Below are 12,322 nucleotides of genomic sequence, written 5' to 3' on the forward strand. Positions count from 1 at the left end.
TAACCATGCAACTTACCGTCGTCGGACTCAATCACCAAACCGCGCCCTTGAGCATACGCGAAAAACTGGCATTTGCTGCTGCAAATCTGCCGGATGCCGTGTCCAACCTCGCGCGCAGTGAGGCGGCGGAAGAAGCAGTCATTCTTTCTACCTGCAACCGCACCGAGCTTTACTGCGTCGGTGAAACCGAAAAAATCATCGACTGGTTGGCGCAATATCACGACCTGTCTGCCGAAGAAATCCGCCCTTACCTCTATACCTTGGATAACAATGAAACCGTCCGCCACGCCTTCCGCGTCGCCTGCGGTTTGGATTCCATGGTCTTGGGCGAACCGCAAATTCTCGGTCAAATCAAAGATGCCGTCCGCGTTGCGCAAGAACAGGAAAGCATCAACACCCACTTAAACGCCCTGTTTCAAAAAACCTTTGCCGTTGCCAAAGAAGTGCGTACCGACACTGCTGTCGGTGAAAACTCCGTCTCCATGGCTTCTGCATCGGTCAAAATGGCAGAGCAAATCTTCCCTTCCATTTCCGATCTGAACGTTCTCTTTATCGGCGCAGGCGAAATGATTGAACTGGTGGCCACTTATTTTGCCGCCAAAAATCCCAAGCTCATTACCGTTGCCAACCGTACACACCAGCGTGCGCAGGAATTGTGCGACAAACTCGGTGTCAACGCCGAAGCCTGCCTGTTGAATGAATTGCCCGATATTTTGCACGATTACGACGTAGTTGTTTCTTCCACTGCCAGCCAACTCCCACTCGTCGGCAAAGGCATGGTCGAGCGCGCATTGAAAAAACGCCACAACATGCCCGTTTTCCTGCTGGATTTGGCCGTTCCGCGCGATATCGAAGCCGAAGTCGGCGAATTGGAAGACGCGTATCTCTATACCGTAGACGACATGATGGACATCGTCCAAAGCGGCAAAGATGCACGCAAAAAGGCAGCGGCGGCGGCTGAAAGCATGGTGGAAGAAAAAGTCAGCGAATTTATCCGCCTGCAGAAAAACCGTCAAAGCGTTCCGCTTATCCGCGCCTTGCGCGACGAAGGCGAACGTGCGCGCCGCCAAGTATTGGAAAATGCCATGAAGCAACTGGCAAAAGGCGTATCCGCCGAGGATGTCCTCGAACGCCTCTCCATTCAGTTGACCAACAAACTGCTCCACTCTCCGACACGCACGCTCAATAAAGCCGGCTCGGACAACAGCGAATTAATCGATGCCGTGGCGCAGATCTACCATTTGGATCAACACGACTGACCACAATTTAAAGGCCGTCTGAAAGAAGCGAACCGACCGGCAGGTCATATTCCCAAGCTTTCAGACGGCCTTAAAACAATAAAATCCCAATCATCATTTTTTCATTTAAAATGAAATGCTTGAAAAAAAACCGTTAAAGTGTAAAAATCCTACCTTATACATTTAAACAGCATTCAAACAATAAAACTGCCTGCCGGCTCAAACGCATACCGACAATACGATAGGCACCGGCAAAAGGAACTTTCGTGAATATTAAAACAAACACATATCTGGCCCTTGCTGTCCTCTCAGCTTCCCTGCTTTCAGGTTGCGACAAAGTCAGCACCTTTTTTGGCAAAGACGAAAACAAAGAACTCGTCCAACGCATAGAAACCAATACCGATGACGGAAAAGTCAGTATGTTGCTGCCCGACTTCGCCCAACTGGTGCAAAACGAAGGACAGGCAGTCGTCAATATTCAAGCGACACCGGCAAAACGCACTGCGACACCGGATGACGACCACGGCATGGACCTGAGCCAATTCCCCGACAACGATCCGTTTTACGAGTTCTTCAAACGCCTCGTTCCCAACATGCCCGACATGCCGCAAGAAGATACCGAAAGCGACGCTTTGAATTTCGGTTCCGGCTTCATCATCAGCAAAGACGGCTATATCCTGACCAATACTCACGTGGTTGCCGGCATGGGCAACATTAAAGTCCTGCTCAACGACAAACGCGAATACACGGCCAAACTGGTCGGCTCAGATGCCCAATCCGACGTTGCCCTCTTAAAAATCGAGCCGCAAGAAGACTTGCCGGTTGTCAAAATCGGCAATCCGAAAGATTTGAAACCGGGTGAATGGGTAGCCGCCATCGGCGCGCCTTTCGGCTTTGACAACAGTGTAACCTCCGGCATCGTCTCCGCCAAAGGCCGCAGCCTGCCGAATGAAAACTACACGCCGTTCATCCAAACTGACGTTGCCATCAACCCCGGCAACTCAGGCGGCCCGTTATTCAACCTCCGTGGCCAAGTAGTCGGCATCAATTCGCAAATTTACAGCCGCAGCGGCGGTTTCATGGGCATTTCGTTTGCCATTCCGATTGATGTTGCCATGAATGTGGCCGATCAATTGAAAGCCAACGGCAAAGTCCAACGCGGCCAATTAGGCGTGGTTATTCAAGAAGTTTCTTATGATTTGGCCAAATCTTTCGGTTTGGACAAAGCAAGTGGCGCACTGATTGCCAAAATCATGCCGAACAGCGCAGCACAACAAGCCGGTTTGCAGGTTGGCGACATCGTACGCAAAGTGAACGGCGAAGAAGTCCGCGCTTCCAGCGATTTGCCTGTTATGGTCGGCTCGATTATGCCGGGTAAAGAAGTGACTTTGAGCATTTGGCGCGGCGGCAAACAAACCGATGTCAAAGTCAAACTTGGCAGCGCAGCCGAGCAAACGGAAACTTCTGCAAAAGAAGCCGAACACCCTCAACACGAAGGCGGCCATGACAGATTTACCGTTGAAAACGCAGGTGTTACCCTGCAGGTTGAAGACGCAGACGGCAAACAACGCTTAATCGTTCTGCGCGTTAGCGGAGCGGCCGAACGTGCCGGCCTCAAACGCGGCGACGAAATCATTGCCGTCAGCCAAATCAGCGTCAATGACGAATCCACTTTCCGTAGCGCATTGGAAAGCTCAGGCAAAAACGTACCGCTTTTGGTACAACGCGATGGCAATACTTTGTTCCTCGCGCTAAATCTGCAGTAGTCCGATTTTTCAGACGGCATAATGATGTGTTAGATGATAAAATACCCATCTGTCAGAGGCGGTGGGTATTTTGTTATCCGTCTTCCAATTTAGGCCGTCTGAAAATATTTTACCGCTTATATACAATATAATTATGCAACTTATTAATTATTCAAATTCTATTTTATCCATCGTCCCGGCAGCCATCGCGCTCACCTTGGCCATTGCCACACGCCGTGTATTGCTGTCCCTGGGTGTCGGCATTATCGTCGGCTCATTCCTGCTGGTAGGCGGTAATCCACTCGATGCCTTGATTCACTTAAAAAACATGGCAGTCAGCCTGACTTGGGCGGACGGCGATTGGTCTTTGGGCAAACCCAAAATCCTGCTCTTTTTGGTGCTTTTGGGAATTTTCACTTCCCTGCTGACGCATTCCGGCAGTAATCAGGCATTTGCCGATTGGGCAAAACAGCACATCAAAGGCCGTCGCGGTGCGAAGCTGCTGACTGCCTGTCTGGTATTCGTTACCTTTATTGACGACTATTTCCACAGTCTTGCCGTCGGTGCGATTGCCCGCCCTGTAACTGACAAATTCAAAGTTTCCCGCGCCAAACTGGCTTACATCCTTGACTCCACTGCCGCGCCGATGTGCGTTTTGATGCCGGTATCCAGCTGGGGGGCATCAATTATCGCTACTTTGGCCGGCCTTTTGGTAACCTACAACATCACAGACTACACACCAATAGGCGCATTCGTGGCCATGAGCCTGATGAATTACTACGCCGTCTTCGCGTTGATTATGGTGTTTGTTGTTGCCTGGTTCTCCTTCGACATCGGTTCTATGGCCCGTTTGGAACGCGCCGCTTTGAACGAAATTCATGATAAAACCGTTGAAACAGGCCATCCCAACGGCCGTGTATTTGCACTGATTGTGCCGGTTTTGGTACTGATTGTCGCCACTGTTTCCGCCATGATTTACACCGGTGCACAAGCTTCTGAAACCTTCTCTTTGCTCAGTGCATTTGAAAATACCGACGTGAACACTTCCCTCGTGTTCGGCGGTACTTGCGGTGTATTGGCCGTCATCCTCTGCACCATCGGCACCATCAAAACCAGCGATTACCCTAAAGCCATTTGGCAGGGTATCATTTCTATGCGCGGAGCCATTACCATCTTGATTTTGGCATGGATTATCAGCACCGTTGTCAGCGAGATGCACACCGGCGAATACCTCTCCACTTTGGTGGCAGGCAATATCCACGCAGGCTTCCTACCCGTGATTTTGTTTATGCTCGCAGGCGTGATGGCCTTCGCTACCGGCACAAGCTGGGGCACATTCGGCATCATGTTGCCGATTGCCGCCGCTATGGCCGTCAAAGTCGAACCTTCGCTGATTATCCCTTGCATGTCTGCCGTAATGGCCGGTGCCGTATTTGGCGACCACTGCTCGCCGATTTCCGACACCACCATCCTCTCTTCTACCGGCGCACACTGTAACCACATCGACCACGTTACCTCGCAATTCCCTTACGCGCTGACCGTAGCCGCATCTGCTGCCACAGGCTACCTCGCACTGGGCATGACCGGCTCTGCGCCTTTAGGTTTTGTGGTAACCGGCATCGTGATGGTTGTGTTGATTTTTATCTTGAAAGACAAGAAAAAAGCAACTGCCTAATTCAAAACCAATATTCAGACGGCCTGAGATATTCCTACACTCTCAGGCCGTCTGAACATAACGATTATCCAATATATACATTATTCAGGACAAAACAATGAATACGCCTCATCTTCCACGCGGCCCTGTCATGGCCGATGTTGCCGCCTATCATCTGACCGAAGAAGAAAAACAACGCCTGCTCGATCCTGCCGTCGGTGGCGTTATTTTGTTCCGCCGCAACTTTGAAAACGTCTCCCAGCTCAAAGCTTTGGTTCAAGAAATCAAAGCCGTCCGTACACCTGAACTCATCATCGCCGTCGACCACGAAGGCGGACGGGTTCAACGTTTTATTGACGGCTTCACCCGCCTACCGGCCATGAACGTATTGGGCGAAATTTGGGACAACGAAGGCAAAGAAGCCGCTTGCGCCCAAGCAGAACAAGTCGGCTGGGTTTTGGCAACCGAACTTTCCGCCTGCGGTATCGACCTATCCTTCACGCCTGTATTGGATTTGGACTGGGGGCAATGCGCCGTCATCGGCAACCGTAGTTTCCACCGCGATGCCAACATCGTGACCCAGCTTGCCCTTGCCCTACAAAAAGGCCTGAACAAAGGCGGCATGAAATCTTGCGGCAAACACTTCCCCGGCCACGGCTTTGTCGAAGGCGACAGCCATCACGTCCTGCCTTGCGACGAACGCAGCCGCGAAGCGCTAGAAGCTGCCGACCTTATTCCCTTCCGCGCATTGAGCCAAGCAGGCATGGCCGCAGTCATGCCTGCCCACGTCGTATATCCGCAAACCGACAACCAACCTGCCGGCTTCTCCGAAAAATGGCTGAAACAAATCTTGCGCCAAGAAATCGGATTTAACGGCGTTATCTTTTCAGACGACCTGACCATGGAAGGCGCATGCGGTGTCGGCGGTATTAAAGAACGCGCCCGCCTTTCTTTTGAAGCAGGCTGCGATATTGTACTGGTGTGCAACCGTCCCGATTTGGTAGATGAACTGCGAGACGGTTTCCACGCACCGGCAAACGCCGATTTGGCAGCACGTTGGCAATACATGGCCAACACATTGACCGTACAAGAAGCTGCCGACATCATGGCAACCAAAGAATTCCAAGCCGCCCAACAGGCTACTGCCAAACTGGCAACACCAAAAGACATCGCAGGCGGTGTCAAAGTTGGCGAAGCATTCTGATTCGAGGCCGTCTGAAACATTGACGGCAAATAAAAAAGGAAGACTTGAAAAAGTCTTCCTTTTTTGTCTTCCTAATTAATGATGTTTTACGTTATAGCGACGTTCCAAACGTAAGAATACCCATCCTAATACACTCGTCAATACAAGATAAATCAATGCAACCGTATAAAGTGGCTCTTGGAATATCGAATACTGGCCAGTAATCGCTTTTTGAACAGACATAAGTTCAGGAACTGCAATAACAGACAGCAAAGAACTATCTTTCAAAAGCGTAATAAATTCACCTGCAAGTGGCGGCAACATACGGCGAAGAGCCTGAGGCAAAATCACATAACGCATCGCCTGAGTATAGGTCAGACCCAAAGAACGTGCGGCTTCCATTTGGCCTTTATCAATCGACTGGATACCGGCACGGAAAATCTCACAAACATATGCACCTGAGTTTGCAATCAAAGCCATTACACCCGCAATCAATGGGCCATAAGAACGACGAAAATTAATTGCAGCTTCGCCGCTGATTAATGCACCATCGGTAGGATGTACAAAAAATGGGAAAATAACAAAAGCCCAAATAATAACTTGAGCAAGCAATGGCGTACCGCGGAACAACGCAACATACACAAAAGAAATCTTACGCAACACCCAAGCCAAGGCACGTATCGGCGCACCGGCTTTTTCAGGATTAACCAAACGCGCCAATGCCAGCAGCAAACCCAAAATTGAGCCGCCTGCCGTTGCAACCACTGTAATTCCCAGCGTCGCTAATACGCCGTAAAAAAACATCCAGCGGTATTCATAAATAATGTCAAAACGAAAATCCATAACCCTTCCGTCGGTCAAAATCGGTAACTAATCCGAATATTTTTTAAAATGAAGCTTGATATTTTACAAGAAAATACATTGCTTGAACGGTTTTTTGTTAAATTATTCCGTCCAACCCTGCTTTTTTTACATTTCCAATGAATTAAAGCCCTTTTCACCTTTCATCATATAAGACATTTTCCGTATAAAAAACAAAGCGCAAACCCGACACAAAATTGACCGAAACGCAAAAACAGCGGATAATCCGCCCATTCTTCAAACATCTTTCAGACGGCCTTCCCTCTTTCCTTGAGGGCCGTCTGAAAACATTTTTAAAAAGCATAAAACATGAAAGCACCCGAACTCTTATTGCCCGCCGGCGGCCTCGAACGCATGCGCGCCGCCTACGACTACGGCGCAGATGCCGTTTACGCCGGCAGCCCGCGTTACTCCCTGCGCGCCCGCAACAACGAATTTGCCAAACTTGATGTTTTAGAACAAGGCATTAAAGAAGCGCACGAGCGCAACAAAAAATTCTTTTTGACCGTCAACACCCTGCCGCACAACTCCAAACTCAAAACCTTTGTTTCCGATATGGAGCCCTTGATTGCCATGAAACCCGACGCGCTGATTATGGCGGATCCGGGTTTGATTATGACCGTGCGCGAAAAATGGCCGGAGATGCCGATCCACCTGTCCGTTCAGGCAAACACCACCAACTATTGGGGCGTGAAATTCTGGCAGAACATCGGCGTTGAACGCATCATCCTGTCGCGCGAATTGAGTATGGAAGAAATCGCCGAAATCCGCCAAGAATGCCCCGACATCGAACTCGAAGTCTTCATCCACGGCGCATTGTGCATCGCCTACTCCGGCCGTTGCCTGCTTTCCGGCTATTTCAACCACCGCGACCCCAACCAAGGCACATGCACCAACTCCTGCCGCTGGGACTACAAAGTCCACAATGCCACTGAAAGCGATGCAGGCGATGCCCAGCTTCTGCAAGGTTTCAACTTTGAAAAAGCCCAAGAAGAAGCCAATCAAAACTTCGAAGGCATCAACGGTCAGAAACGCCACCCCTACGCCGACAAAGTCTTCCTGATTGAAGAATCCAACCGACCAGGCGAGATGATGCCGATTATGGAAGACGAACACGGCACCTATATCATGAATTCCAAAGACCTGCGCGGTATCGAAGTCGTCGAAAAACTCGCCAAAATCGGTGTGGACAGCCTCAAAGTCGAAGGCCGCACCAAGTCGCTCTACTACGTCGCCCGCGTCGCCCAGTCCTACCGCAAAGCGATTGATGACGCCGTTGCAGGCCGTCCGTTTGATTACAGCCTATTGAGCGAACTCGAAGGCCTCGCCAACCGCGGCTACACCAGCGGCTTCCTCGAACGCCACCAAACTCAGGATTACCAAAACTACCTGACCGGTCATTCCATCGCCAAACAAAGCCAATATGTCGGCCACGTTACCGAAATCGATGAAAACGGCTGGGCGACCATCGAAGTCAAAAACCGCTTTGCCATCGGCGATTCACTCGAAATCATCCACCCAAGCGGCAACCAAACCATCAAATTGGAACAAATGACCCGTAAAGGCCAGCCTGTCGATGTTGCCCCAGGCAACGGTATTCAGGTCAAAATCCCTAACATGCAGGGCAAAGAAAAAGCCTTGGTTGCGCGGATTATGAATCCTTAAGCGTCAACAAAATAAAGGCCGTCTGAAAGTTTCAGACGGCCTTTTAAAATTATCTATACTGTTTTAAGCCTGTTCTTGCAATACGGCGGCAATCAATTCTTCCGCACCATCATCTGCCAGTTTTTTGGCAACTGCACGACCCAAGGCATCGGCGTATTCGGCAGGGGCTTGCGCGTCCGCCTGTAAAATGACCGAACCGTCAGGATGACCGACCAAACCGCGCAAGGTCAGCAAGCCGTTTTCTTCAGTGCAATATGCGGCCAGCGGCACTTGGCAGCTTCCGCCCAAAGCACGTGCCAAAGCGCGTTCTGCCGTCACGCAGGCGTGTGTGGTATCGTGGTTCAAAGGCTTTAAGACTTCGTACAAATCTTCGCGGTGCGCGGCAATTTCGATACCCAACGCGCCTTGTCCGGCGGCAGGCAGGCTGTCGGATTCCGACAAAATCATGCGGATGCGTTCGTCCAATTCCAGACGCTGTAAACCGGCGGCGGCCAAAATAATCGCGTCGTATTCGCCGTTATCGAGTTTGGACAACCGGGTTTGCACATTGCCGCGCAGGGGTTTAATCACCAAATGCGGATAGCGCGCGCGCAACTGGGCTTCGCGGCGCAAGCTGGATGTGCCGACGATGGCGCCTTTGGGCATTTCTTCCAGACGCGCGTATTGGTTGGACACAAATGCGTCAAACGGATTGGCGCGTTCGCCGATTGCCGCAAGCGCGAAACCTTCAGGCAAATCCATCGGTACGTCTTTAATCGAATGCACGGCCAAGTCAGCCCGACCATCATACAAAGCCTGTTCCAACTCTTTGACAAACAAGCCTTTACCGCCGACTTTTGACAAAGTTCTGTCCAAAATCCGGTCGCCGCGCGTGGTCATGCCCAAAATCTCGACTTCGCAATCGGGATACAGGGCTTTCAGACGGCCTTGGATATGTTTTGCCTGCCACATGGCAAGCAGGCTTTCGCGACTGGCGATAACGAGTTTTTTCGGGTTCATAATGGTTGCCTGAAAGATGGAAAACGGCATGAAGTCTATCATATTTTGGGCGGTTTTTCAGACGGCATGAGGATGAATATGTTATATTTACGCCTAAAAACCCAACTTTCCGGACAACATGAAACGCGCCAAACAATATCCTTTTTTATCCTTACAGCGGCAACGTTTTCATCTGAACTTTGAAAACGCCTCAACCGCAGCCGACCTTCCGAGCGAACGCGACTTCTACCGCTGGGTGTGGTCTGCCTTGAAAAACGAATACCGCCGCGCAGACATCAGCCTGATTCTTCTGGACGAAGAAGAAGCCCGCGCCTACAACCGCGACTACCGCGGCAAAGATTACGCCACCAATGTCTTGAGTTTCGCGCTCAACGAAGGTGAAATCCTGCCCGACCAGTTTTCAGACGGCCTGTATGGCGATTTGGTGATTTGTCCGCAAGTGGTTTTGAAAGAAGCCGCCGAACAAGGCAAAACACCCGAGCAGCATTTTGCCCACCTGACCATACACGGTACTTTACACCTGATGGGCTACGACCATATCGAAGACGATGAAGCCGAAATAATGGAAGCCGAAGAAATCCGCCTGATGCTGGCGGCAGGCTTCCCCAACCCCTACCAAGAGGACGAATATTAAAATGGACGATACGCAGTCGAAACCCAAGTTTTTCGAACGTCTAATCTCCCGACTTACCGGCGAGCCAGACTCCGCCGAAGACGTATTGACCCTGTTGCGCCAAGCGCACGATCAGGAAGTTTTTGACGCCGACACACTGACCCGGCTGGAAAAAGTATTGGACTTTGCCGAGCTGGAAGTGCGCGATGCGATGATTACGCGCAGCCGCATGAACGTATTGAAAGAGAACGACAGCATCGAGCGCATCACAGCCTACGTCATCGAAACCGCCCATTCGCGTTTCCCCGTCATCGGCGAAGACAAAGACGAAGTTTTGGGTATTTTGCACGCCAAAGACCTGCTCAAATATATGTTCAACCCCGAGCAGTTCCACCTGAAATCCGTCTTGCGCCCTGCCGTTTTCGTTCCCGAAGGCAAATCTTTGACCACCCTTTTAAAAGAGTTCCGCGAACAGCGCAACCACATGGCGATTGTCATCGACGAATACGGCGGCACATCCGGCTTGGTCACCTTTGAAGACATCATCGAGCAAATCGTCGGCGAAATCGAAGACGAGTTTGACGAAGACGACAGCGCCGACAATATCCATGCCGTTTCTTCCGAACGCTGGCGCATCCACGCGGCTACCGAAATCGAAGACATCAACACCTTCTTCGGTACGGAATACAGCAGCGAAGAAGCCGACACCATCGGCGGCCTGGTCATTCAAGAGTTAGGACACCTGCCCGTACGCGGCGAAAAAGTCATCATCGGCAGCCTGCAATTTACTGTTGCACGTGCCGACAACCGCCGTCTGCACACCCTGATGGCCACACGAATTAAAGAAAACACGGATAAACCATGATTATTCTGGATCACGTCTCCAAACACTATCAAACACGCGACAAAAAAGACTTTGTCGCCGTCGAACCGACCAGCCTCGAAATCAAACAGGGGGAAATCTTTGGCCTGATGGGCTACTCCGGTGCGGGCAAATCCACCCTGCTGCGCCTGATTAACTTATTGGAACGTCCCGACACAGGTACCGTCAGCGTATGCGGTCAAGAACTGACCGCGCTCAACGCCACGCAATTGCGCCACGCCAGACAAAATATCGGCATGGTATTCCAACAGTTCAACCTATTGAGCAACCGTACCGTTGCCGAAAACGTCGCCTTTCCTTTAGAAATTGCCAAATGGCCATCTAAAAAAATCCAAGCGCGTGTTGAAGAATGTTTGGAAATCGTCGACTTGCAAGACCGTGCCAACCATTACCCGTCCCAACTTTCCGGCGGTCAAAAACAACGTGTCGGCATTGCCCGTGCGTTAGCGCCGCAACCTCAAGTCATCCTCGCCGACGAACCCACTTCCGCCCTCGACCCTGCCACTACGCGCAGCGTTTTGAAGTGTTTGGAAGACATCAACCGACGTTTCAATGTAACCATCGTCATCGTTACCCACGAAATGAGCGTTATCCGCCGCCTGTGCGACCGTGCCGCCCTCTTGGACAAAGGACGTCTGCTGGAAATCGTTGAAGTACACGGCAACCAAATCCATGCCCAATCCGAAATCGGGCAAGAGCTGATTCGAGAGGACTAATATGGCAGATTTAACATTTGAAAGTGCTGTTGAGACCATCGTCAGCATGAAGGGCGAAATTATCCAAGCCTTGGGCGAAACCTTTATTATGGTCGGCCTATCGACTACTTTCGCCGTTATCTTCGGTACGATTTTGGGCGTATTGCTGTTTGTGACTTCAAGTCATCAGTTGCACTACAACAAACAGCTGAATTTGTTTTTGGACAACCTGGTCAACCTGATGCGCGCATTCCCTTTCGTCATCCTGATGATTGCCATGATTCCTGTTACACGCGCCATCATCGGCACGACCATCGGCCCGGTTGCCGCCTCATTGGTACTGAGCGTATCCGGCCTGTTCTACTTCGCCCGTCTGGTCGAGCAAAACCTGCGCGAAGTGCCCAGAGGCGTAATTGAAGCAGCCTCCGCAATGGGTGCCTCGCCCATGAGCATCATCTGCAAAGTGCTTTTGAATGAAGCACGCGCAGGTATGGTTTCCAGCATTACCGTACTGGCTATCGGCCTTCTGTCGTACAGCGCGGCGGCAGGCATGATTGGCGGCGGCGGCTTGGGCGACCTTGCCATCCGTTACGGCTACTACCGCTACCAAACTGAAGTCATCATTTTCATCGTCGCCATCCTGGTTTTACTCGTTATCCTGATTCAAGGTATCGGTAACAGCTTGGCACGCAAACTGGATAAACGTTAAACAAACCAGGCCGTCTGAAATAGACTTACTATTTTTCAGACGGCATGTTATCTATTTAGAACATTTTAGGATATATA

The 12,322-nt window shown here is 50.9% G+C and carries 11 protein-coding genes; 9 read left to right on the forward strand and 2 right to left on the reverse strand.

Going from position 1 to position 12,322, the window contains the following annotated elements:
* The first annotated feature begins 5 nt into the window (after positions 1-5).
* From hemA to nagZ, 4 genes are all read left to right on the forward strand, one after another.
* On the forward strand, positions 6-1,259 hold the full coding sequence (hemA, locus tag FAH67_RS06760) for a glutamyl-tRNA reductase (protein ID WP_003679373.1): 1,254 nt from the start codon (positions 6-8) through the stop codon (positions 1,257-1,259).
* A 245-nt stretch (positions 1,260-1,504) separates the two neighbouring features.
* On the forward strand, positions 1,505-3,004 hold the full coding sequence (locus FAH67_RS06765) for a DegQ family serine endoprotease (protein WP_112890875.1): 1,500 nt from the start codon (positions 1,505-1,507) through the stop codon (positions 3,002-3,004).
* A 133-nt stretch (positions 3,005-3,137) separates the two neighbouring features.
* Positions 3,138-4,658, forward strand: a complete 1,521-nt coding sequence (locus FAH67_RS06770) for a Na+/H+ antiporter NhaC family protein (protein ID WP_003679379.1) — start codon at positions 3,138-3,140, stop codon at positions 4,656-4,658.
* A gap of 97 nt (positions 4,659-4,755) precedes the next feature.
* A complete protein-coding gene (nagZ, locus tag FAH67_RS06775) occupies positions 4,756-5,841 on the forward strand; it encodes a beta-N-acetylhexosaminidase (protein ID WP_039863532.1) in 1,086 nt (361 codons plus the stop codon).
* A gap of 75 nt (positions 5,842-5,916) precedes the next feature.
* On the opposite strand, the gene FAH67_RS06780 is transcribed toward nagZ, so the two are convergent.
* On the reverse strand, positions 5,917-6,663 hold the full coding sequence (locus FAH67_RS06780; RefSeq protein ID WP_003679382.1) for an amino acid ABC transporter permease: 747 nt from the start codon (positions 6,661-6,663) through the stop codon (positions 5,917-5,919).
* Positions 6,664-6,990: 327 nt separating this feature from the next.
* Here FAH67_RS06780 and trhP point away from each other — a divergent pair, with 327 nt between their 5' ends.
* Positions 6,991-8,346, forward strand: a complete 1,356-nt coding sequence (gene trhP, locus FAH67_RS06785; protein WP_003679384.1) for a prephenate-dependent tRNA uridine(34) hydroxylase TrhP — start codon at positions 6,991-6,993, stop codon at positions 8,344-8,346.
* Between the two features lie 63 nt (positions 8,347-8,409).
* Here the strand turns inward: trhP and hemC are convergent, their stop codons facing one another.
* Positions 8,410-9,345 carry a hydroxymethylbilane synthase gene (gene hemC / locus FAH67_RS06790; RefSeq protein ID WP_100066415.1) on the reverse strand — a complete coding sequence of 312 codons (936 nt, stop codon included), beginning with the start codon at positions 9,343-9,345 and terminating at the stop codon, positions 8,410-8,412.
* A gap of 118 nt (positions 9,346-9,463) precedes the next feature.
* Between hemC and ybeY the strand changes: the two genes are divergently transcribed.
* The 4 genes from ybeY to FAH67_RS06810 are packed head-to-tail and all read left to right on the forward strand — an operon-like array spanning position 9,464 to position 12,245.
* Entirely contained in the window at positions 9,464-9,979 is a 516-nt protein-coding gene (gene ybeY / locus FAH67_RS06795) for an rRNA maturation RNase YbeY (RefSeq protein WP_003679389.1), read from the forward strand.
* A gap of 1 nt (position 9,980) precedes the next feature.
* Positions 9,981-10,823, forward strand: a complete 843-nt coding sequence (locus FAH67_RS06800) for an HlyC/CorC family transporter (protein WP_003679391.1) — start codon at positions 9,981-9,983, stop codon at positions 10,821-10,823.
* Positions 10,820-11,557: a methionine ABC transporter ATP-binding protein gene (locus FAH67_RS06805; RefSeq protein WP_003679393.1), complete on the forward strand. Its 738-nt coding sequence runs from the start codon at positions 10,820-10,822 to the stop codon at positions 11,555-11,557. The genes FAH67_RS06800 and FAH67_RS06805 overlap by 4 nt, the downstream gene beginning before the upstream one ends.
* Position 11,558: 1 nt before the next feature.
* The gene (locus FAH67_RS06810; protein WP_003679395.1) at positions 11,559-12,245 is read left to right on the forward strand and encodes a methionine ABC transporter permease; all 687 of its coding nucleotides are present in this window, start codon (positions 11,559-11,561) and stop codon (positions 12,243-12,245) included.
* The last annotated feature ends 77 nt before the right edge of the window (positions 12,246-12,322 follow it).

The organism is Neisseria flavescens, assembly GCF_005221285.1.
Lineage (GTDB): Bacteria > Pseudomonadota > Gammaproteobacteria > Burkholderiales > Neisseriaceae > Neisseria > Neisseria flavescens.